Source organism: Dictyobacter arantiisoli, from assembly GCF_008326305.1.
Taxonomy (GTDB): domain Bacteria; phylum Chloroflexota; class Ktedonobacteria; order Ktedonobacterales; family Ktedonobacteraceae; genus Dictyobacter; species Dictyobacter arantiisoli.
On record NZ_BIXY01000046.1, the window covers coordinates 31,080 to 55,086 of the forward strand.

Consider the following 24,007-nt stretch of genomic DNA (forward strand, 5'->3'; position numbering starts at 1 on the left):
GCTATCACTATTCATCAGCAAATATTCCTACTGTGATTAATGAGACACGACGACATGCTTTTTTACTTCATTAAGAGAAGAGGCAACAGAGGTAGTAACAATAGCACCGGCTTGCAATAATGCTTCAATACATTGAAATCCCAATCCGCCTGTATAATCACGAGCCTTAAATGCTGCCAATTCACCAACAGATAAGGATGGCAAGGTAGAAATATCAGAAACACAGTCGGTCTGTGAGGGTTCAGTGACTAAAATTACAGCTAAACCGCGCCGCGCTGCTTGCACTGCTTCCTGGAGTAAGCCAAGGTTTCCAGGCCCAATAGCAGTAGGACATACAATTAAAAGCGAGACTTGCTGTAGTCGATCATGGACTTGTTGTAATATCTCTGGAGAGATGGGAGCATAAGGCTGCTCAGTGAGCACTTCTCGTGCGAGACGCAAGGCCAGTGCATGATCACTATCCCCAATGTGTAAAGCCCCAGCACTAAAAGGGATTTGCGCATCGGCCAGCGCACGCATCATTAACGCGCCAGAGCCACCACCTGCGATTACATGCACCATAGGGAACGGCTCATGTTCCAATGTCACCGGCACATCAACCAGGGTAGGTGGCAATACACTGAGATGTTCAGAGCCTCGTAAAATACCTACCCGTACCTGAATACCATAGACACGACTCAATAAATCAGGCTCTAGCACTTCTGCCGGGCTGGCATCAGCGACCACACCGCGTTGAAATAGCAAGAGGCGCGGAAAATAGCGAGCTGCCAGATTCAAATCGTGCATTGCGGCAAGCACCGTTACTCCACGTTCACGATTCAGTCGCTGTACCAGTTCTAATGTCTCAATCTGATACTTGATATCCAGATGAGAAGTCGGCTCATCTAGCAGCAACGCCAATGGTTGCTGGGCCAGCGCCATGGCTATCGTTACACGCTGACGCTCACCACCACTCAACTCATTAAAAACCCGTCCCGCCAGAGAGGAAACACCGGTTACCTGCATAGCATCCTGTATAATAGCTTGATCCTGGGACTGGCGTGAACCCCAAAATGAGGAGATAAATGGTGTCCTCCCAAGGCTTACCATATGCTCAACCGTAAAATCGAATGGCATATGCAATTCCTGTGGCACGACCGCGACACGTCGAGCCACCTGACGCTGCTTCCATTGAGAGAGTGCCCGACCCTCAAGTAAGACCTGGCCCTGCTGAGGCGTTAAAACACCGCTCAGGAGACGCAACAACGTCGTTTTTCCCGAACCATTAGGTCCCAGCAGTCCAATAAATTCTCCCGCCAGCACCTGCATTGAGACATCATAGAGTAACACCTGCTGCTGCGTATAACCAAATGTCACATGCTGCACCTGGAGCAAAGGGGATTGGCCCCAAGTTGCGATCAACTTTTCTACCATTTATATTCCCGCTTATTGTTTCGTAAGAGGAAGAGAAAAAAAGGACCTCCTACCAGGGCCGTAAAAATACCGACAGGGAGCACCGTTGGAGCCAGTACACTGCGGGCCAGAAGATCCGCCAGTATCATAAAAATAGCCCCGGCCAGCGCGGAAGCTGGTATCAAAATACGATGGCGCGGTCCAAGTAAGAGTCTCATGAGATGTGGTGTCACCAGGCCAACAAAGCCGATTAAACCGCTAATTGAGACGGCTGCTGCAGTTAATAAAGAAGCAACTATCACAATCAGAAACTTTGATAGTTCAACAGGTAAGCCTAAATGGGCAGCCGCCTCTTCTCCTAATGCGAAAACGTCCAATACTCTTCCCAGAGCCATTGCGCCACAAAGAGAGAGGAGAACTATCACAGCTACCAGACCCAACGGTCCCCAACCCACCAGGGCAATACCACCGGAAAGCCAGTTAAATAAGCCTAAAATACGTCCAAAATTATCGGAGGGCCAGAGATTTAAGATTAGCGTCTGACATGCCGTCAAAAGTGCATTTACTACTACACCAGCCAATAATAACATTACTACTGGTGTCTGTTGATTAGAACGAGCCAGAGCATACACCAGCAGGACTGTTAGCAAAGCGCCTATAAACGCCAGAACAGGAGTCAAAGAAAAGAAGGTGCCATAGACGGTATCAAAAGGCAAGACAAAGGCAATCGTCGCGCCAAGCGCGGCGCCGGAAGAGGTGCCGATCAAATAAGGATCGGCCAGAGGATTTCGTAGCATACCTTGAAACAAGGCACCGGCAACTGCAAGAGCTGCACCAACCAGAGCAGCACCCAGTACTACAGGTAAACGCACCTGGAGCAGGATAATCGCCAAAACTGGATCCCAATACGCAAAAAAATGAAATATTCCAGTATTATTTAATACAATTTGTATAATTGTCAAAAAAGGAATAGAGACAGAACCAAAACTGATTGCAACCAGCATTGTCACCAGAAGCGCGACAATTAAAAATACAAATACAACCGGCGTGGCAAGACGACGTGCAGGCCTGATTACCATCTTCATATACAGAAACGCTCACTTTATAATTCAAAAGCGCGAAGGAAGGTGAGCCCTTCATCCTTCCCTATTCTGCCCACTCAAAGCGGGTCAACAGATGAAGACGCTATTAACTTTAAACTTTACCAGAGTATATCGGCACTCATACATAAAGTCAAGAAAAGAGAGTAGCGGAAGCGCCTGCTTAGCGCTCAGACCCAATAGAGAGAGGCTATCAACCAGTGTAGCCCAATTGGCAGAGATAATCACCACCTGAACCTGTACAGAAGGCCAGTTGACACTGATACAAGAAAGGATGATACTTTTATTATTGAGTAGTCGCCCTGGCATACTATGATGTGTGAGCAGCAGGGGGATGGAACCAGCCACAGCGTTCACAGGGGAGCCAATGGCGTTTCTACGTTTTCCTATCTTCCACGTGAAGGATTATATACTATGGCAATTGAAAAAGCACTTTTTCGGCAAGTGATGGGCCGCTTTACTACTGGCGTGACGGTTGTTACGACGAGCAGTCAAGGGGTTCTCGCTGGACTTACCGTGAATTCATTCTGTTCTGTTTCTCTTAATCCACCACTTGTTCTTATCTGTATTGATACAAGGAGTACCACCCTTCCTCTTTTCCGTGAGAGTAATATCTTCGCAGTCAATATACTGACAGCCCAACAGGAACAATGGTCTCGCGGCTTCGCAACCAACAGCTCCGAACGTTTTGAGCATTTCTGCCATGCCCCATATCATACAGCCTCAACTGGCGCACCAGTAATTGATGATGTGTTGGCATTTGTCGATGCTCGTATTGTGGCAGAATATCCAGCCGGAGATCATGTGATTTTCATCGGCCAGGTTGAAGCAATCGGCATGGCTGATCAAGCAGCATTTGTAGATGACCATGGGCAAGCAGGCGAGGAAATTCCTGGTTTTAATGGCCCTATTGGACAAGAAGATGATAATCCTCTGCTCTATTACGCAGGGCAATATCGCCATTTAGAATCCCAATTTCATGAACCCAGCCTGGAAGAAAACCAGGAGAAACATGTTGAAGAGCCAGCCAGAGGCCGGTAAAACGCGCTCCTTACATAAATTACAACAACGCATTCGCACATGCCAACTTTGCCAGCAACAGGGATATATACCCGTCGCACATCCAATTGTAAGTGGACAAGCTACCAACCGCATAATGGTAATCGGACAGGCACCTGGACATCGTTCAGTTGAGCAAGATTTGCCATTCAGTGGACCAGCTGGACGTATCTTACAAACGTGGTTAGAGATGGCGGGATTCCCGGCTGGCTATCTGCATGAGCACACCTACTTAAGTTCACTCACTCGTTGTGACCCTGGTCCCAATATCCGTGGCAATGGAGACCGCAAGCCATCCCCTGCTGAAATGGCTCTTTGCCGTCCCTATCTTGATGCAGAACTGCTCCTACTGCATCCCCAAATAGTACTGCTGGTTGGGACTATGGCCATCGAAGCATTTTTAGGCAAAACAACCCTCGAACATTGCGTTGGCACCTATCAAAAGCGCCAGGATACCTATTACTTACCTCTGCCACATCCCTCAGGGGTTAGCCGCTGGCTCAATGATCCCGAACACAAAAAATTGCACCAGCAGGCATTACATATCCTTGCTCACTGGCGCAATCGCTACAATTTATGATGAAATACCATTAACGCGGCTTCCAGGATGCACATGCACTAGCAGAGGATCAACATGTCATCCGCATTAAAGATGTCTGTTAGAAGAATAGATTAATGCTGATGGGTATCAGAATAATCAGCATTATCAGCACGCTGGCGCATATCATATTCATGGACGCCCTTCTTCAGAGTGCCCAATGCCAGAGTCGCACAGGTAGGACGTGTCATCACTACTTCGCGCCCAAGCTGGTTCATGAGATCCTCAAAGGTGATATTCTCAATCTCTGCCGGGCTTAATCCCTGGACCATTTCAGTAACATATGAAGCTGCAGCCCGACTGATAGTACAACCCTCACCATCCCAGGCGATTTCAGCGAGCTTACCATCTTCTCCGAAGCGAGCCTGCATAGAAATAACATCCGCGCAACCGGGATTGCCACCATTCAAATTAACATCGGGATGTTCAATTTCTCCCTGATTGCGTGGATTCTCATAATGATCCAACAGAAAATCAATAGCTTCTTGGCGATTCATATTCTCTCCCCTTTGGAGGATGTAGTAATAAGGGCTCAAATGACGTGCGCCCCACTCCGTCCCACATTATAGCATGTGACTCATTCGATCGACGTAGCTTCTGGTTTTTGCCAATATCCAGACATCGCTACTGCTCATAATCAGTCAGATATACTACATCATACTTTACCTACTAAGTAAACACGCTACATGCATTGGCTTATTCCATAGCTGATCATTAAACACTCCATTTAACCAGGCAACTGTACTGTGGCATGCCCAATTTGTATGAGTCGTTCCGCCAATCCGGTATTGCGCCAGGCCACACGATCATTCTGTATCGCATATTCTAACGCAGCAGGTTGACCAACCAGCACGCAAAAGCGTTTGGCACGCGTAATTGCTGTGTAGAGCAAATTACGCTGCAGTAACATATGATGCTCACGCACCAACGGTAAAACTACCGCCGGATATTCACTCCCCTGGCTCTTATGAACAGTGACAGCGTATGCCAGCACCAATTCATCCAGTTCATGAAAGGCATATTCGACCAGCAAGGGTCCAGCCTCTTCAGCAAACTCGACATTGACGATGAGATTCTCTTTGTCAATGCGACGAATAAAACCGACATCCCCATTGAAGACACCCTTATCATAATTGTTCTTCGTCTGCATGACCTTGTCTCCAATACAGAAAAGACGGTCGGCCCACTCAACTCGCGCCACTGCATTGGGATTGAGCTGAGCCTGCAAACACTGATTCAAAAGCTCCACACCGACCGCCCCCTTATACATTGGAGCCAGCACCTGAATATCTGAGATCGCATTAAAATGATATCTCGCTGGTAAGCGTTTTTGTACCAGATCGACAATCAATTGCTGGGCACGATAGGGATCATCCTCACGCATAAAAAAGAAATCGCTGCTGGCTGCACTCTTTAAACCAGGCACAATACCACTATTAATTTGATGCGCGGTAACAATGATTTGACTTTGCCTGGCCTGACGAAAAAGATCCATCAAGCGCACGGCTGGCAGGGCTTCGCTTCGCAACAGATCCCGTAAAACATTTCCAGGTCCCACGGATGGCAGTTGATCGGCATCGCCCACAAGCAAGATATGTGCAGTATGCGGCAGCGCTTTGAGCAAGTTATAAAACAGCAAAATATCCACCATCGAAAACTCATCCACAATCACAAATTGATAGGGCAAAGGATTATCTTCGTTGCGTTGATAGCTATTATCATGGGGAGCATATTCTAATAAACGATGCAGTGTTTTTGCCTGTACTCCGGTAGCTTCGGTCATACGTTTGGCGGCCCGACCAGTAGGGGCTGCCAGGGCAAAATCCACTTTGCGCGTCCGCAATAACATCAACAAGGCACGTAAGGAGGTAGATTTACCCGTACCGGGGCCACCCGTGAGGATCGAAACCTTCTGCTGATAAGCAACCTGTACAGCCTCACGTTGGCGATCAGTCAATTCCATATGGCGGAGTTCTTTGAGACGATTGAAAACGATCTCCCATTGCTTCTGAGACGTGGGAGGCAAACTGCTTGGCGAGCGTTGCAAAATACGCAGAAGGCGCATTGATCCATTCTCGGCATACCAGAAAGGGCCATAATAAATGCGCAATTGCTGCCTGGAAGCCGGAGTATCTCCCATTCCTTGATCATGTACCTCTACTGCAGGAGTAAGATCGGCAGGGCCAATCTGAGCAGCCGAAATCGATGAAGGGACTGGCTCAATAAACACATCCTGTTCTGAATGCAATTGCTCCATCGCTGCTTGCAGGGTCTCCTGTGGTACCTGAAGGATATGCGAGGCACGCTGAAGCAAATCATCTTCCAACAGAAAACAATGTCCATCGTCGTTTGCCGCTCGCGTGAGCACATATTTTAATCCGCTCGCCAGGCGCGGTATGCTATCGTGGGGCAAGCCTAATTTCACCGCAATATCATCAGCCGTGCGGAAGCCAATCCCTTGTACCTCCTGGGCCAGTTGATAGGGATTTTCACGAACAACTCGAATGGATTCGCGGCCATATTGTTTGTATACACGTGTTGCTACATTTACCGATACATCATGAGACTGCAAGAAAAGATGGAGTTCTTTGATATCTGACTGCTCTAACCAGGCTTTCTCAATGCGCTCGCTATCTTTCGAGCTAATCCCCTTCACCTGACGTAACATTTCAGGTTGCTGCTCAATAATAGCTAATGTCTGCTCGCCGAAGTGATCAACAATCGCCTGAGCCTTCTTTGGCCCGATACCTTTGATCAAACCAGAACCTAAATAGCGGATCATACCATCCGTCGAGGCTGGGAGGCGCTGCACAAAGCTCTCCACACGCAACTGGCGACCGTAACGCGAATCACTCTCCCACTCACCTTCTACCGACAACAACTCTCCCGGATGCACCCCTGGCAAGACACCAACAATAGTGGTTAAATCATCACGAAAAAGACGCCCTCGATCATTCAAACGAAAGCGAGCAACCGTATACTGATTTTCTTCATTGTGAAAAACGATATTTTCAACTGAACCTTCAAGCTTTGGCATATAACAGCATTCCACACAAAACAAATCAAGGGAATAAATAATACCCGTCTATCATAACATAGGACAGCTAGCGCCGTCGAACTCACCATCCGGCCCTTCCGGCCTGCGAAACAGCCAGGAGAAAAGGCGGGCTCCAATCTGGAACCTGCCTCTATGATTTTTATGTTTAGCTTCTTTTGTTGAGAACAACCACATCCTTTGATACATCGGGAAGGATATCGGAAGTTAATTCTGTCGCAGCTTTTTGGTCGGCCGCCTGTTGTGCAGCAATCTTATTCGACTCGATACGTGGACGCCAGCTACGCTGATATTCAGCCATAACATATGAGCCGATCACAGCAATTGCTGCAATGGCCTGAGCAATTAAAGACTCAACATTGGGGAATACCGCGAACCATAATCCCATCCAGCCTGGAATAGGAACATTTATTGGAGTCGTGGAAATCCAGTGGGCCAACTGCATCTCCTGGATGCTTTCACCAACCATCACGATCAAGACAACGCCCAGCATCACGCCAGTCAGCACAAGCATCTTTTTATAGGGCAACTTGTGATGCGCCATAAACGTCAGGATACCAACAATGGCCGTGAAGAATAAACCAACGGCGACACCCTCTAACACCACCTGCGATCCAACCTGCAAGCGCAGGCTCTGCAAGAAAAGAACGACCTCAAAGCCTTCACGATACATCGCTGAAAAACCGAGCAGCGCCAATCCAAAGGTAGTGCCCGAACGATCTTCATTAGCATTCTGCATCAAGGAGCGGCGGCGCTTGTTATGCATTGAAATCCAACCGGTCCAATAAAATTTATGGAAGAACCAGTTCATAACAACAAGCAACACAACAATCGCTAAGAGACCCGTCGCAGCCTGAATATCTAATGCCGGTGCACTGACAGCACTTAAAATGGCAATCGCGATAAACCAGGTGGCAATCGTCGCAAGAAATCCAATCCCTGATCCCGCCGCAATTGGCTTGCGGTACTCAGTATTCGCTTTAACGAGGCTTGCAGTAAGGGCGGACAAAACCAGGATAGCTTCAAGCCCTTCACGAAATACGAGAATACCCGTATTGACAATCACTGCGTTTCGATCCAAATGAGGAGTCAACGGATCAGGATTCCCAGACGCGACAATTCCTTGCCAGACAAGGACGCCGACCACAATCAGTCCAGCCACACACAGGAGAATCTTCAAAATACTGAGCCATGTGCTCTTCTTTGATGGCTGCTTCAGAGGGCTGCTCGCCATATCAATCTATTCCTCTCAACCAAATTAATCCTCGACGTAACACATGCTATAGATTTATAACCTGCTACATCCTCTATGCAAATAGGCCTATCCAAAGGATAGAGTTTATTCAGTTTGTGCTAATATACCTACCTACAAAACTGGTAGCATTCCACCCAGCACCACTATTAGGCACTACTAATATCCTAGTACTCTACTAGGATATTAGCATGCTGTGCCATAGATAGTCAAGATCATAGAGGGGAAAATTCAGTCGACATTTAGCGTTGTATTCCTCTGGATTGGATGTCATTTTGGTTAAAACACGTCCTGCAATATAGTATACTTTCTAGAGTAGATGGGTCAGGCTATTGTAGCCACTAAAAGACTAGGTTATAATGTGAAAGATCACCATTTACACTTTCTTCTTATGTAGGATTTGTCTCAATAAGGCAGATAGGCAAAAATATGATTGGAAAAGTTACCTATCGCCAGCAATTTACACGCTGCGGAAAACAACGCTGCCGTAAATGTAAAGAAGGCTCCGGACATGGGCCATACTGGTACGCGTACTGGAGTGAAAATGGACGTACTGTTAGTAAGTACATCGGCATTCAATTACCTGAAAATGCACAAAAAGACCAATCTTTAACACTTAATACAGCAACGCTTTCTCCACAAGATGTAACTCCTGTGCTCCGTGTCTACCTTCTCGGTCAGTTCCGCATTGAGCGAAAAAGCACGTCTGAAGAATGGCAGGGGGTCGATGGTCGGCTCTGGCATCGCCGTCGCGCACGCGCCCTTCTTGGTTGTCTGCTCAGTAGTCCGAATAGGCGTCTGGGCCGCGAACAGGTCATGAATCTGCTCTGGCCCGACCTGGATGTCGATATTGCGGCCAATCGGCTTAATGGTGCTGTCCACGAACTAAGACAAATGCTGGAACCAGATCTCACACGTCCCGCCAATTCACAATTGCTACGCCTGGAACGCGATGTGCTTGAACTTGCCAATGCGAACCAGATCTGGGTCGATGCAGAAGCATTTGAGCTATTAATCAAGGAAGCAGATACCTCAACGGATCCAGTGCGCAGCCGGCAATTACAGGAGGAGGCTGCAGCGCTTTACCGTGGCAGCTATTTTCTTGAAGAGCTCTATGCAGAATGGGCCACTATACGTCGCGACGCCTTACATCGAGCCTGGGTAGGCCTCTTACTCAATCTGGCACAGAGTCAGGCCCATCATGAAGAATACGCCAGCGCCATTGAAACGCTGGATCGCCTGCGTGCTGCTGATTCTACCAACGAAACAGCTCTCCAACATTTGATGATGCTCCTGACACAACGTGACCGCCGTGGTGAAGCACTACAGGTCTATCGTCAATATGAGGCAATGCTTGCGCGCGAAGAAGAGAGTGAGCCATTACCAGAAACGACAGAACTATATGAAAAGCTACGCCGAGGGCACATACCAGCCCTTTATACCCACACTCCTCCCAAAAGTGAACCTTTAAAGATTGAAACATTCAAAGATGAAACGGCCCAGAGAGCATCCCCCACTCCGCTACAAGATGTTCACGCTCAGCCAGAACTCTCTTTTACCAGACCGATATTTCAATTAGGACGCCATAATCAAAGTCCTCTTATTGGGCGTGAACATGAATTCCAGACGCTTCTTCAGGTCATGCACGATTTAGAAAAATATACACATGCAATGGAAAGCGCATATCCCATCGCTAAAGCAAAAGATCCATTTGTATCTCAAAACGTCCAGGCTGCCTCAACATCACGGCCGCGCCATACACACTTTGTCTTACTGCGTGGTGAATCAGGCATAGGAAAGACCAGACTGGCAGAAGAGCTGAGCCTTGAAGCCTATAAGCTTGGTTGGACCGTAGCCTGGAGCCGCTCCTATGAACAGGAAAGTTCCATCCCCTATCATCCCTGGACCGACCTGTTACGTACCCTTTTTAAGAGTACTGCAGCCTTCAAGGAACTGGTCAATCATCCTAGAGAGGACACGATACTTCAGGAACTGACAAAATCTTCACTCAAGCTGGACCGTTTAAGTGCCTTTCTGCCGGATCTCGAGATTATCAATCAGGCCGGGACAAATACGAAATCACCACTTGCCATTTCCCATGAACAGGAACGCATTCATCTCTGGGAGGCCGCACTTGGACTCATCAGTACATTTAGTAAGCAACGCCCACTATTATTAGTACTTGATGATCTGCATTGGGCGGATGATAGCAGTATTGATCTACTGACCTATCTCATTCATCATCTCCAGGATCACTGCATTTTGCTTATTGGAACGTGTCGTGAAGGCGAGCTTGCCCCACAACATAAACTTCGTTCATTGATCTCAGATCTACAACGCGAACAGGCGATTACCATCGTTCCAGTGTTGCCTCTTACCCATACTCAGATTGGGACGATGGTCTCCTATTTGCCACAGGATATTGTCCAAAGTATTCAATCACAGGCATCTGGTAATCCTTTTTTTGCTGAAGAACTTGCTCGCTACATTGGGTCCTCTTATCCAGAAGAGACTGATCAAACAGAAGCAGTTGAGAAAAGGGTGCCTGGCAGTTCGCTTTATAGCAGCACATCTCCCACTTCCTATCCCCATTCGCGACAGAATGATGTTGCAAACCAGACAGATCGCGACTATGTCGATCCCACCATATCGCTCCCAGAGGGCATCGCAGCTGTGCTGGAACGTCGCCTGGGTAGACTGAGCAGTGGATGCCAACAATTGCTAGGGAAAGTCGCCGTGATTGGTGGCTCATTCGAACTACGCCAGCTACTCCCTCTGGCAACCGAGTATGATGAAGATACCGTCCTCGATTTGCTAGAAGAGGCGCTTAACGCGGGCCTGCTTATCGAAGAAGGAACAGGAGCGAATATTCACTATCATTTCTGGCATCCACTCATTATTAGCCACCTCTATAGCCGACTCTCGGCGGCGCGTCGGGCCCAACTCCATCGGCGGATTGCTGAAACTATCAAAACAACCACGATCAATCAACCAGAGAAAAAAGCGGCGATGATTGTCTACCATCTAAACAAAGGTGGTGGTGATGCCGCTACATTGGCATACTATGCCGAATTGGCCGGGAATCAAGCTTATACCCTGGCAGCGTATACAGAAGCACAACAATATTATGTACAAGTCTTTCAAGCACTGACCAATGACGAACAGCTCTATACCTCCACACATCCAGATGTACATCAAGATATTCAGCATATCATCAAACGTGATGTTGACCAGTTGCCCTTCACAGCGCCCTTGAAGCTCTGCCACATACTGGAGCTGGTTGCTGAATGTGGCACTATTCTGGGTGATTTTGCGTTAGGCCGGCAGGTCTATGAATATATCCTTGCTTTACGCACCAGTAACCGTTTCCAGCAACATATCTATGCATCCCTTCCAGTTAACGCAAGAGAAGATTTGAGAAAAAAAGAAGCCCAGATTCAAAGTTTGCTCTGGCGGGAAATTGGCAATACCTGGACCTTTACCAGTGAATATGAACAGGCGTATCTCTGTTATGAACGAGGAAAAGAAGCCATGGTGCAGGCAGGTATATCCAATGGTGCCGCCTGGGCCTGTCTCCATCTCCAATATGGAGCTCTGCTCCGTTTGGAAGGCGATTACCATCAAGCTCGCCGCTATTTACAAGAAGCCCTCATCATGCTTGAAGGTATTGTCCATACCCCGTTGACTTCCTCCCTGGAAGGGAATAAAAACTATGCGAAACAGAAACAGATATCCCATCATCAAAACATCTTGACGCCACATGCTGAACAACCTGCCGATTATCCACTCTCACGTATTGAGCGGGCTTTAACCGGAAATCCACTTGAAATCGGCTATGCCCACGAACGCCTGGGTATTGTCGCCGCCAGTCTGGGTGAAGTAAATAGCGCGCTGGAACATCTACATACAGCGCTGGCTATTTATGAGCAGAGTGAGCTCATTTCAGAAATGGCTCGCCTCTGTGGCAACCTTGGAGCCGTCAACATCCTGAAAGGGGCCCACGATGCCGCACGGACCTATATGAAACGCTCATTAGAATTAGCGGAACGGAGCAGCGATATACCCAATATAACTTTTGTCACCCACAATTTAGGAGATGTGGCTCAACGCTCAGGAGCCTTACAGGAAGCAGAAACCTGGTTTACACAAAGCCTGAGTCTGGCCAAGCGTATCAATGATCGTGAACGCATCAGTTGGAGTAACATTGCATTGGCCTCTGTGCAAACAGATATGGGAAAAATACCAGAAGCGGTAAATAGTATCCTGCACGCCTTAAACATCAGCCGTGCCATTAAGAACCAACGCTGCATCCGCTATGCCTTGATTGGTCTGGCAGACCTACGCATTACTCAATGTTTCGCTACGCAACGGATAACGGATGAAAACGAACGCCATCAATACCAACAGAGACTACTGACACGCGCCAAAACAACGCTGCAGCGTTCGATTGCATTGGACGGCATCGAGATAGAAAACCTTATCGATGGAAAACATCTACTTGCCCTCGTGCATTTCCTGTTAGGAGATCTCGACCGTGCACAGGAGATTGCACAGCAGACGCTCAAAGATGCACAGGGACACGAGACAACTCGTATTATTGAGCGAGCTTACCGCCTGCTTGGGCGCATCTATATGGCCCAGGAGCACCCCCAACAGGCCAGCTATTACTTTCAGGAAGCAATCCAGATCTGCCAGCAACATGGCCTAAAACTTGATTACGCGCGTACGCTTCACTACTATGGTGCCTTATTGTTGCAACAGAATACACACGGACAAAACAACAGGACCGGGTATACTACCAATTATCAACAGGGCTTACGCTACCTACACGATGCGCGCCTAATTTTCAAAGAATGCCATGCAACTATTGATCTGGCTACAACAGAGCAGTTGCTGGCAAGTTACAGTAATTCATATACAGCACAAGTAATCTCTTGAACCTGTGTTGCAAGGAATAGTGGACGAGATATATAAACAATAGACAGCACTGTGAGCAAGGTCAGCACAGCGGCTCAAGCAGCCAGTTTATCCCATCCAATCAATTGAACAAAACCCTGCCCGGGGGCAATAGAAAACACACGACGTGTCTTCGTAGAGAGGTCAACAGACCAGAGCTGATAGGTATGTCCTGCGCTCATCCCACCAACCACCATGCCAGTGCCAGTTGGGGACAATGCAATACTATCATCACAAACAGATCCAATGATCATTGTGCCATAGCAAAGCTCCTGTGTACCATCATCTACAATAGCTTCAAGTACTGGCTGCTTTGAAGAGGCCTTTTTAATAGTGAAGCGAGCAGTATCCTCCTCCCAGTCAACATACAGTAATGACCACATATTTGACGCCTCTTTTGTATATCCGATTGGCGTTCCATCCAGATGCAAGGAAAAATCTTGTACAGGATATTTATAAGACTGGTGTACATACACTTTTTTGTGGACACCGATACCTTTGACATAATAGATATTTTCAGAAACCGGATCCATCCAAAAGGTCATGGATGAGGCATTAAAGACAATGGCTTCTACCTGGCTTCCGACAATATCAACATTGATACGATATAAAGTTTTCTGGTACACATAATACAGAAAATGGTTACGGTAAAAAGCCAATTTATCAATTCTGATAGCACCGAAATGTTTGATCTGAGAAGCATGCTGATCTTTCACATTCACTTTCCAGAGTAAGCCATCTTCCCTTGCCACAAAAAGACTTGTATCATCAGTTGACCAGATTGCATTGAGGCCACGACCTGGAAAAGAATAACGTGAACCGGAAAGCAAGACATAGATTGTCTGCTGGCGCACTTGATCATATGCGTGATACACAAAATCATCCCCTGCGTGTGACACTCCGTCCACGACGGTAGTGGGTGAAGAGGACAAGAGTTGCGTCGATTTCCTGGCTGATAGATTGTAGTTATCCACAATCAACCGTTTTCCATCCATCGAATGATACGCCATCAGGACAGAAGACCAATTTTTATCCTTATGTAACGATGTAGTTGTACGTACCGATGCCGATAGGGCTGTTGCAGCCACCGGTCGCTTTGCCACATTACTGGATGGATTTTGGGTAAAGGCGATATTTTCCGCATGAGTGAAAATTTGCAATGAAGCAATTACGAGTACCACTGCTACTGTCAGCGCTGAAATGACACTCCATTTGGAGTGCCCATACATTGGAGCAGTACCTTCCTCACGCAAATTCTTTTCCCATATATCAGTATGCAGAGGAGTATGAATAGCAGGAAACACTTTGTGAGGTGTGAATGCATCTGGCAGTGGCTCAGCACGCAGCGACTCCAGAATTGAGGAAGTTGTCGAAGGTACGCTGACTTCATCTTCAATCAGAACATTGTGCAATATATGCCGTTGCCAATCTTGTGTCTTACGGGCGACAGCCAGCGCCTTCTGGCAGGTTGGACAAAAATGCACATGTTCTGCCAGTTGCATGATTTGTTTACTATCTTGCGAATTCTCATTATAATTTCCAGATATCCCACCTGAAGCATATTGCAAAGCATCAAGTTCAGCAAGCATTTGGATGCATCTGGCACTCTGCGCGCATAATGGAAAACTAGAACTATAGAGGTCAGGATACCTATCCTTCATCAACTTCCTTCCTGATCGAGACGATTGTATATGCGTTGAAACGCGTGCCGGGCACGCGATAGCCGGCTGCGCACAGCAGACAGTGAATCTTGGAGCGTTTCCGCAATTTCATTGTATGAGAAACCTTCAGCATCTAGCAACAAACAGGTAACAGAAGACTCCGGCAATTGTGCCAGGACACGGCGTACCAGTTCACGCTGAACAACGCCCTCTTCAAATTGCTCATCGCTGACCAGGAAATCTTCCCCCTGCTCATCAAAGGCAGTATCATCATTTCCCTGTGGCGTGGGGAATGGGACCATCTTGATATGTTTGTGGTGTCGCCATTCACTACGCACCAGATTAAGCGCAATACGGTAAAGCCAGGGAGCAAAACGCAATTCTTTTCCCTCCATACGAGGTAAAGCCCGATACGCTGCCAGGAAAGTATCCTGACAAATATCTTGCGTTAATTGGACATCCTGAGTCATACCATAAATCATGCGCCTGATGCGCGGCTCATACAACTTGACCAGAGACTCAAAAGCTGTCAGTGAGCCATGGCAAGCCTCGCTCACTAGCTGGGCCTCATTTTCCACTACATTCATTTAATCCTGTTGCCCACGTAGAGTTGCTGAATTCAGTCCCCTACAAAGAATAATACAAAACTCACAGTTTTTGTCTCATCAGAAAGGTCTTTTTTTATAACAATAAGCACATATATCTCTTAGTATGTACTTTTTTTTACAATAAAAATATGAAATAGTTCACATTTTTATTGATTAATCACAAATCTGGCTGGTTGCTTTCACGTTCTACTACACTTTGTACACTATCATACATCTGTAATAAGAAAGTAACAAGGTTTTGCTTTTTTACTGACAGAGGCGCATCTCCTGACCGTCTTAATAAGGTTGATCCAACGTGCTCCGCGTTGGCTGTCTGTGAGCTGGCACTCACACTAATCAAATCATCACCCATGCGCCAGAAGGCATCCAGATAGGTATCCAGGTCCAGAGGAGCAGTTTCAGCGAGTGAAACTGCTCCCTCAAGAGACTGAGCTTCATCCTGATGCGCAGGCTCGGCCTTCTCAATACGCCTGGCACGTAAGTCCTGCAACACCTGCTCTTTTGTATGACCCCGCAGGGTAAAGAGCACAAAGGGATCATCATCAAACTGCTCGGCCATAATGTAATAGACGGCTGCAATGTGTTTACAAGGATTGGCCCAATCAGGACACGAACAACTGGTTCTCAGATCCTGTTGCGCGGTAGGAAATAATGGCAGGTTCACCACTTGAAAAATCGACTCAATATCCTGAGGCATCTCTCCTGCCAACAACCGGGCGGCAAAGATAGCCTGTGAGGCCAGTTCAGTTGTTACCCTGGACCACTGTGCTTCAGTAAATGGGGTCAGGCGTATTTCGATCTTATAAGGGGTACGCAGCGATCCCTGCACGCGAGCATGCACACTACCTGACTGCACATCGATAGAGAGAACTTGTCCCTGACGAGCATAACTCCGTCCGCGAGTCAGACGTGTTCCCATGCCAAGAGCTTCCAGCGAGGCTAACCAACGCCTGGACCACCATGTTGATCCAATCGCCCCACGTTCGTTCCTAGTTTTTATGCCACCGGCGACTTTCCTTGGCTTCCCATAAGAATAATAATCCCAATTGACGCCATCATGTGTATCGTAATCATCACCCATAATCTACTCCACAATTGCAGCCCGATCCAGAGTAAACAACTCCACTAACTGATCAGTAGATAATTCAGTTAACCAATTTTCTCCACTACCGACAATTTGCTCTGCCAGAGCGCGTTTTTGTTCTATCAATTGATCAATACGCTCTTCCATGGTGCCCTGACAGATAAATTTATGGACCTGAACGTTTTTTTGCTGTCCGATACGAAAAGCTCGATCCGTTGCCTGGTTCTCAACAGCGGGATTCCACCAGCGGTCAAAATGGAACACATGGTTGGCAGCCGTCAGATTCAATCCGACACCACCAGCCTTCAACGAGAGAATAAAGAGCGGCACACCACGCCGTTCTTCCTGAAAACGTTGTACCAGTTGATCGCGTTGTTTCTTCGTTGTCCCTCCATGTAAGAAAAGCGTCTCAACCCCTAACGTTTCCTGCAAATATTGTCGTAATAAACCACCCATCTCGGCATATTGTGTAAAGATTAACGCCTTATCTCCCTCAGACAACACCTCCTCTAGCATCTCACGCAGACGTTCCAACTTCCCTGAGCGAGCAACCAGACGGCTATGATCGCTCAAATACTGAGCCGGATGATTACAAACCTGCTTCAATCTGGTCAGGGTTGCCAGAATAAGACCTTTACGCTCTATCCCATCCGCATGCTCAATTTTCTCCATCATATCCTGGACGACCGCTTCATACAAAGATGCCTGTTCGCGAGTGAGATTACAGTACACCTTCATCTCCATTTTCTCTGGCAAATCTTGAATGATATCTTTATCAGTCTTCAGGCGGCGCAGCACAAACGGTTGAATTAAACGTCGCAGAGCAGCCGACCGCTCAGGATCATGTGAACGCTCAATCGGCCAGGCAAATTGCTTACGGAAAGCAGTATTTGATCCCAGATAGCCAGGATTCAAAAAATCCATAATGGACCAGAGTTCAGACAAACGATTCTCGACTGGCGTCCCCGTAAGGGCAACGCGATGGTTCCCACGCAAAGCCTTAATGGCCTGTGTCTGTCTGGCTCCTTCATTTTTAATATTTTGTGCCTCATCCAGAATTATGCTATCCCACTGAATTTCTGATAACTGTTCCTGATCACGCAATGCCAGTGCATAGGTTGTAATCACCAGAGTATGCTTGCGCACCTCGTCTGCAAAATCCGAGCCAGTAAAACGCTCAAGCCCATGGTGTACCATCACCGATAGTGAAGGGGCAAAACGCTGCACTTCATGTTGCCAGTTTCCTACTACTGACATCGGACAAATAATTAAAGCCGGTTGTCGGGAGGAACTATCGGCTCCTTCACGTTCGTGCAACAGGCTGGCGATAATTTGAATGGTCTTGCCCATCCCCATATCATCGGCCAGACATCCACCAAATCCGCACTGCCGCAAAAAGGTCAACCACGAAACACCCTTCTCTTGATAACATCGTAATTTTCCCGAAAATGTGACAGGAACAGGAATATTGGCTAAAGGAATACGCTGTTCCAGGCGTTCAAGCACATCGTTGATCCATCCCTGGGCCTCAACCTCCTCTGCCAGGCCACCAGATAGTGTATGCTCATCGGCCAGACGAGCATGCAGGATATCATTCAAAGATATTTCCCGCTGCCTACCATTTTTATCAAAAAGCGTCAGCGCTTTTTTGATATCATCAGGATTAAACTCAACCCATTCCCCACGGACATTGATCAGAGGCAACTTTAAATTGACGAGTTGTTGGAAAGCAGTTAAGGAGAGAGTCTGCTCGCCAATAGCAATTTGCCAATCGTAATTCATGATACTTTCCATGCCCATCAGACCCGAAGAGATCGTTGCGCCAGATGGTGATTGAATGCGCAGACGTGCTTTGATGCGACCACGCTTTTGCCACCAGGATGGCACCAGGACCCCAAAGCCGCGTTCCTCCAACAGAGGAGCGCTCTCACACAAAAAATGATAAGCCTGTTCTGTATTCAATAAGAGCGCAGTAGGGCGGGCTTGTTTCATACCCTGCTCCAGCAAGGGAAATAAACGTACTGCACGCCCCAAATCTTCGAGCAAGAGCTCCTGGGGCAATTGAATGGCATGCTTTGAGAGGGTAAGTTTGGAGGAACGTTCGCGCCAGACTTGCTCGGCTGCGACTAACAGGCTGGGATCATCTCGTGACTGTAAATAAAAATGCAGCGTCCAGGTATCCTTCAAGGAAGGATTATTCTCAGGAGGGGTTTCTAATTTAAAGCAGGTACGGAAAGAGGCATTGGATGAAAAAACACGCTCTGGTTCCAGCCAGCGCTGTAGCTGTTCAGCAAAAGGAACAAGCACGTCTGCTTGAGCCTCAAGCGTGGATTGGGAGGAAACCAACGCTGCCAGCCAGCGTTGAGCCAGCTGAGTACTTGCAGAGGATAACAATTGTGCCAGACGTTTGTCAGCACTTAATGCTTTGCGTACATAAGCATTTACACAGTGATTGAGAAAAGCAAGAATGAGATTCTGTATGAGCCCGGCATCATACGTCCCTGGTGGCAAAAACGACCAGCACACTGGTGGCATAGCCTTTGTCAGAAGATGGAGTCGCGCAGTCTCGGCCTGTCCCAGATGTATACGCCAACAAGCTTTCCCATGGTCCCGGCTGGGACTTAACTGAAAACCTGGCACATAGCATTCCCGCGTGATCAAATCAAAGGCAAAATAGGAAACTTCTTGCCAGAAGCGCAGCGAACTGCCAGGCAGTACACCAGCAAGCTGAGCCTGTGGATAAGCAAGCAGCAAATTGAAAGCCTGTCCCACAGTATAAGTCAGTGTATCGATCTGCCAGGACTGTAATGTTACCGCAGATGAAGGTGCTAATGGTTCATCTAATAGTAACTCCGGCGACGAAAGCGGGCCGGTTTTCCCAGTGGGTAATCGGAGCGTCGCACGAGCAGGCTCACCGCTATCCAGAATACCAGGAAGCAGTGCTTTTAAATCAGCAGAAGAAAGTGTAAAAGGATGGGAAGGAAGTTCAACAGTATTCTGTCGTTTTCGTGAGGTACGTGATCTCGCGGCAGCCATTGCAGACGACTCTGCCCAGAGATGAATGCGCCCCTCTTCTTCCAACGTATCCCAAAAAGCATGCACAACAAACATTTTTATCACTTTGTCATCTGTAAATGGTGAGTAAGACAATGCCTCTCATTACTTGATCGGATATTCTTTTTGTTTGCATATCACATCCTATCCTTTCTCGCTCACAATCAGCGGCATCCAAAAGGATGGGGGCTGACAACAAAAAACGTCAACCCACTATAGCTGACGTTTCTTGATGGCCAATTCGTTCTTCGTGCTTATCAATGTCCAAAGATAAGGTGGAGGGCAAGAGCGAATCCAGCAGAAGAAAGGAGAGAAAGTAACATATAAAGACGATATTTAGCGTGTATAGCTTTCTCATCGATTGCGATAGCTTTTGCACCACTTGATCTGCGATCTTGGTAGGATCTTTGCATTGTCCTTCCCCCTGATATGATAAAGTAGGAGGGTGACCTACTTACACAACATTTATAACTACAGTATATACGGTTTGAAGAAGTTTCTAGTTGTAGTTATTTTGAGTGTACACTATCAAGGCACAAAATACCAGGAATCAGCCAGCAGAATCATACCAAATGACTATATCCTTACATTTTCTTGATAAAAGTAACACTCCATATAACCAGACAAGCTACGAATGCGCCAGATGAGGAGATTCAGCCTCATCTGACAACTGAGTCCGCTCTTCACAGGGAGAGGAGGTTTCATCAACTTCTTTCGGAAGATAGACCCATTCGTAATTCATGTCTAACAATCTGCGTGTCTTCACAAACTCTCGCCCCTGTAAGAGGCGCACGGCTTGCTCACAGAGGGCGATGGCCTCGGCTGCTGAAGCGCGTGCAATGGCAGTGTAGGAGCCTAACACATCGTGTCGTTTCGCGGTGCGGAAAGAGGTATGAACTTTTTCTAGCGTCTCCGAAAACTCAATATGCAGTTCCTCATTCCACTCCTGCTGCTCAACCAGTGTCACAGCCTTACTTAAGAGACGAGCACAGGCATCCACAGCTTTATTGTAATCAGCATTCCGACAATCCAGTAGCGCCTTGAGGATGCGTTGCTCATCCTCCACATCCAGCGCAACCACCGAAAAAATACTCGCTTCACCGCCCATTTCATGAATATCATTAGCCAGCTGGCGAAAATGCTTTTCGACCTCATCGGAATGTGGCAATAAATACACGGAATTCTGCAAAGCATAGGCACCAAGATTTTGTAGCCGTCGCCAGACCCATACGCGTTTTTGAGACGGTTCGCTCGGTACTCGATAAGTTAATTGTAGCCAACGCATCACTCCATGCTCTTGCATACGTGTTTACTCCCACTAGAAACAAACGTATAGTCTCTGTATCAAGCGTTACTAATCACTGCTATCGTACTCTAAAGAAAGAAGCGAAGTCAAGCGTTCCTGGAGCTCGCTTCAGATCAAAGATCATACCCAGCAACTACTCAGAACAGAAGGTCATCTGAGCTGTTCAACCGCTCATGTAGCTCTATCATAGCAACTGGTTAACTGCGAAGGATAACTTTTTTTTCGTACAAAAAAGTATATTATCCATATCCTGAAATGGAAGGAAAAGATGACGAAAAAATGCAACAGCAGTTGCAAAGCATGAGCAAAACATGCTAGTTCTATAAATCTCCTGCACATCCTTTCTGACACTCATACTATACCATGTGCTACACTCAGCTTTTTTGAAATTTCACATGAATATTTCGTATTTTAATGGTAGCCATGGTAGCCATGGTAGCTATGGAACGCGGCAACGACCTCTTTATAAAAGAGACGGCTCAAAAGACCGCAATATAAGATGAGATTCTAAACTTTCTTAGCATAACAGCTAAATTCATCACCAAAACCCTTTCTAAAGCCTGCTTCATTTCATATAATTAGAGTGGACAATATTAGATGGCAAACAAAATCAAAAATATGAAAAGTAAGTAGATACTTCATCCCCCCGTAGATAACAAATCTATAGCGGACATGGACATTGAAACTGTAATGCCACTGTTCTACAATGAAGTAGTTGGCCCGGAAAGTCTCCACACAGTCCATTTGTATTGAGGAGGATATATCGGCATGAGTAATAATCTTTTCCAAGACACGGATTCAATTCTATCTGAAGAACGTATTTTTCCCCCTACCCCAGAGATGGTTGCCAACGCAAATATCACCGCATACATGAAAAGCAAGGGATTCGAAGACTACGAGGCATTTTACAAGTGGTCATTGGATAATCGCTTTGAGTTCTGGGATGATATGGCAAAAGAGCTGCACTGGTTTGAACCATGGCAGACAACATTTGAGTGGACGACGAAACCATTCTTCAAATGGTTTGTCGGTGGCAAATTTAATATTGTCTACAACTGCCTCGACCGCTATATGGATACTCCCATACGCCACAAAGTAGCCTTCCATTGGGAGGGGGATAATGGCGATACACGCAGCATTACGTATGAGCAGTTGTATATCGAAACGAACCGCATGGCAAAGGGTCTACAAAATATTGGGGTGCAGAAGGGTGATCGCGTCGCTATTTACATGCCAGCAGTGTTAGAGCAGATCGTTGCGGTACTCGCGGTAGCTCGTCTGGGAGCTGTTCATACGGTGGTTTTCGGCGGTTTTGCTGCCAGTGCCTTACGCGATCGCATTATTGATGCCGAAGCAAAAGTGGTGATTACAGCGGATGGCAACTATCGTGGCGGGAAACTCATCCAACTGAAACACATTGCAGATGAGGCAGTGTCTGAGACCCCGACAATTGAAAAAGTGGTTGTTTTCAATCACCAGAACCTCGATGTGCCCATGCAAAAGGGACGTGATATTTACTGGCATGATCTCCTGACTGACGTACCAGTGGACACCGTGGTGCCTTGTGAGCCAATGGATAGCGAGGACCCTCTCTATATCCTCTACACCAGTGGCAGTACTGGTAAACCAAAGGGCATCGTCCATGTCCAGGCCGGTTACGCGGTCGGCACCTATGCCACTACAAAGTTCGTCTTCGATATTAAGGATGACGATGTGTATTGGTGTACCGCTGATGTAGGCTGGGTCACCGGGCATAGCTATATCATTTATGGCCCATTGATGAATGGCGTCACAAGTGTCCTCTTTGAAGGGACACCATCCTATCCAAAACCTGATCGTTGGTGGGGTGTCGCAGAACGCTTCAACGTTTCAATTCTCTATACCTCTCCGACGGGTATTCGTGGTCTGATGCGCTTTGGAGAAGAATGGCCAGCAAAACACGATCTTTCTCATTTACGTCTCCTGGGTTCAGTCGGCGAGCCGATCAATCCAGAAGCCTGGATGTGGTATCGCCATAATATTGGACACGATACACTGCCTATCATGGATACCTGGTGGCAGACCGAGACAGGTTCAATACTGATCAGTCCAACCATCATTCAGCCCTTAAAACCGGGGAGCGCCACACGGCCGTTACCTACGATTGAAGCCGATGTGGTCGATAAAAATGGCAACTCCGTTGGATTGGGCAAAGGTGGTTTCCTGGTTATCCGCCATCCATGGCCGAGTCTGATGCGTACTATTTATAAAGATCCCGCACGTTATCAGACCTACTGGGATACGTTACCAAACGTCTATTTCGCCGGAGATGCAGCGACAATCGATAACCATGGCTATATTCGCGTGCAGGGCCGCGTAGATGATGTCATTAAAGTCAGTGGACATCGCCTGGGATCAATGGAAATCGAATCCAGTCTGGTTAGCCATCCAGCGGTTGCTGAAGTGGCAGCCATTGGCAAGCCAGATGAGCTCAAAGGTGAGCATGTTAAGGTCTTCGTCATTCTCAAGAATGGCATTGAACCATCCGAGGAACTGGCAAAAGAACTCAAATTACATGTTCGTACGACCGTTGGCGCGCTGGCGGTACCCGAAGAACTAGAGTTTACTCCCAGTCTCCCGAAGACACGCTCTGGTAAAATTATGCGCCGCGTCATTCGAGCACGTGAACTGGGTGAACCCATCGGCGATATCAGTACCCTGGATTCTTAATCCTGGCCGGGAAACTTTCACCTGAGCACAAAGCGGGCTGACAGAAACTGCTGTCTGTTACCCACATATTTCTATTCAAGTGTGAGTTCAGAAGCCAGGTGAATTCCTTCTACAAGCGTTTGGATGTATAGCCAACCTTTCCAGAGGGTTTTCCAGCCTGGCTCTCCGTCTCC

14 protein-coding genes are annotated in these 24,007 nt (G+C 47.3%); 4 read left to right on the top strand and 10 right to left on the bottom strand.

Going from position 1 to position 24,007, the window contains the following annotated elements; translation table 11 throughout:
- Positions 1-36: 36 nt before the first annotated feature.
- Entirely contained in the window at positions 37-1,356 is a 1,320-nt protein-coding gene (locus tag F1593_RS15715; protein ID WP_172632150.1) for an ABC transporter ATP-binding protein, read from the bottom strand.
- 50 nt (positions 1,357-1,406) lie between these two features.
- Complete coding sequence (locus F1593_RS15720) at positions 1,407-2,477, bottom strand: FecCD family ABC transporter permease (protein WP_216368879.1); 1,071 nt, start codon at positions 2,475-2,477, stop codon at positions 1,407-1,409.
- A 429-nt stretch (positions 2,478-2,906) separates the two neighbouring features.
- Between F1593_RS15720 and F1593_RS15725 the strand changes: the two genes are divergently transcribed.
- A complete protein-coding gene (locus F1593_RS15725; RefSeq protein WP_172632151.1) occupies positions 2,907-3,533 on the top strand; it encodes a flavin reductase family protein in 627 nt (208 codons plus the stop codon).
- Positions 3,505-4,131, top strand: coding sequence for a uracil-DNA glycosylase family protein (locus F1593_RS15730; protein WP_172632152.1), 627 nt, complete (start codon positions 3,505-3,507; stop codon positions 4,129-4,131). Before F1593_RS15725 ends, F1593_RS15730 begins: the two co-directional genes overlap by 29 nt.
- Before the next feature lie 92 nt (positions 4,132-4,223).
- On the opposite strand, the gene F1593_RS15735 is transcribed toward F1593_RS15730, so the two are convergent.
- From F1593_RS15735 to F1593_RS15745, 3 genes are all read right to left on the bottom strand, one after another.
- Positions 4,224-4,646 carry an iron-sulfur cluster assembly scaffold protein gene (locus F1593_RS15735; RefSeq protein ID WP_149402517.1) on the bottom strand — a complete coding sequence of 141 codons (423 nt, stop codon included), beginning with the start codon at positions 4,644-4,646 and terminating at the stop codon, positions 4,224-4,226.
- A gap of 230 nt (positions 4,647-4,876) precedes the next feature.
- Positions 4,877-7,186 carry an SF1B family DNA helicase RecD2 gene (gene recD2 / locus F1593_RS15740; protein ID WP_149402518.1) on the bottom strand — a complete coding sequence of 770 codons (2,310 nt, stop codon included), beginning with the start codon at positions 7,184-7,186 and terminating at the stop codon, positions 4,877-4,879.
- A 166-nt stretch (positions 7,187-7,352) separates the two neighbouring features.
- On the bottom strand, positions 7,353-8,438 hold the full coding sequence (locus tag F1593_RS15745) for an FTR1 family iron permease (RefSeq protein ID WP_149402519.1): 1,086 nt from the start codon (positions 8,436-8,438) through the stop codon (positions 7,353-7,355).
- A gap of 435 nt (positions 8,439-8,873) precedes the next feature.
- On the opposite strand from F1593_RS15745, the gene F1593_RS15750 reads away from it, so the two are divergent.
- Entirely contained in the window at positions 8,874-13,394 is a 4,521-nt protein-coding gene (locus F1593_RS15750) for a DUF6788 family protein (protein WP_308483044.1), read from the top strand.
- Between the two features lie 74 nt (positions 13,395-13,468).
- On the opposite strand, the gene F1593_RS15755 is transcribed toward F1593_RS15750, so the two are convergent.
- The 5 genes from F1593_RS15755 to F1593_RS15775 all read right to left on the bottom strand — a co-directional run bounded on the left by F1593_RS15755 (position 13,469) and on the right by F1593_RS15775 (position 21,122).
- On the bottom strand, positions 13,469-15,073 hold the full coding sequence (locus F1593_RS15755; RefSeq protein ID WP_149402521.1) for a hypothetical protein: 1,605 nt from the start codon (positions 15,071-15,073) through the stop codon (positions 13,469-13,471).
- On the bottom strand, positions 15,073-15,660 hold the full coding sequence (locus F1593_RS15760; RefSeq protein ID WP_149402522.1) for an RNA polymerase sigma factor: 588 nt from the start codon (positions 15,658-15,660) through the stop codon (positions 15,073-15,075). Before F1593_RS15760 ends, F1593_RS15755 begins: the two co-directional genes overlap by 1 nt.
- A 178-nt stretch (positions 15,661-15,838) precedes the next feature.
- Entirely contained in the window at positions 15,839-16,762 is a 924-nt protein-coding gene (locus tag F1593_RS15765) for an SWIM zinc finger family protein (RefSeq protein WP_149402523.1), read from the bottom strand.
- A 3-nt stretch (positions 16,763-16,765) separates the two neighbouring features.
- The gene (locus tag F1593_RS15770) at positions 16,766-19,876 is read right to left on the bottom strand and encodes a DEAD/DEAH box helicase (RefSeq protein WP_149402524.1); all 3,111 of its coding nucleotides are present in this window, start codon (positions 19,874-19,876) and stop codon (positions 16,766-16,768) included.
- 571 nt (positions 19,877-20,447) lie between these two features.
- A complete protein-coding gene (locus tag F1593_RS15775; RefSeq protein ID WP_149402525.1) occupies positions 20,448-21,122 on the bottom strand; it encodes a Chromate resistance protein ChrB in 675 nt (224 codons plus the stop codon).
- Positions 21,123-21,893: 771 nt separating this feature from the next.
- On the opposite strand from F1593_RS15775, the gene acs reads away from it, so the two are divergent.
- Positions 21,894-23,834, top strand: coding sequence for an acetate--CoA ligase (gene acs / locus F1593_RS15780; protein ID WP_149402526.1), 1,941 nt, complete (start codon positions 21,894-21,896; stop codon positions 23,832-23,834).
- The last annotated feature ends 173 nt before the right edge of the window (positions 23,835-24,007 follow it).

Bases quoted from the DNA above. Each gene is read 5' to 3' on its own strand.
- F1593_RS15755 (WP_149402521.1), bottom strand. From the start codon at position 15,073: ATGAAGGATAGGTATCCTGACCTCTATAGTTCTAGTTTTCCATTATGC.
- F1593_RS15720 (WP_216368879.1), bottom strand. From the start codon at position 2,477: ATGAAGATGGTAATCAGGCCTGCACGTCGTCTTGCCACGCCGGTTGTA.
- F1593_RS15765 (WP_149402523.1), bottom strand. From the start codon at position 16,762: ATGGGTGATGATTACGATACACATGATGGCGTCAATTGGGATTATTAT.
- recD2 (WP_149402518.1), bottom strand. From the start codon at position 7,186: ATGCCAAAGCTTGAAGGTTCAGTTGAAAATATCGTTTTTCACAATGAA.
- F1593_RS15775 (WP_149402525.1), bottom strand. From the start codon at position 21,122: ATGCAAGAGCATGGAGTGATGCGTTGGCTACAATTAACTTATCGAGTA.
- acs (WP_149402526.1), top strand. From the start codon at position 21,894: ATGAGTAATAATCTTTTCCAAGACACGGATTCAATTCTATCTGAAGAA.
- F1593_RS15725 (WP_172632151.1), top strand. From the start codon at position 2,907: ATGGCAATTGAAAAAGCACTTTTTCGGCAAGTGATGGGCCGCTTTACT.
- F1593_RS15760 (WP_149402522.1), bottom strand. From the start codon at position 15,660: ATGAATGTAGTGGAAAATGAGGCCCAGCTAGTGAGCGAGGCTTGCCAT.
- F1593_RS15730 (WP_172632152.1), top strand. From the start codon at position 3,505: ATGTTGAAGAGCCAGCCAGAGGCCGGTAAAACGCGCTCCTTACATAAA.
- F1593_RS15745 (WP_149402519.1), bottom strand. From the start codon at position 8,438: ATGGCGAGCAGCCCTCTGAAGCAGCCATCAAAGAAGAGCACATGGCTC.
- F1593_RS15770 (WP_149402524.1), bottom strand. From the start codon at position 19,876: ATGTTTGTTGTGCATGCTTTTTGGGATACGTTGGAAGAAGAGGGGCGC.
- F1593_RS15735 (WP_149402517.1), bottom strand. From the start codon at position 4,646: ATGAATCGCCAAGAAGCTATTGATTTTCTGTTGGATCATTATGAGAAT.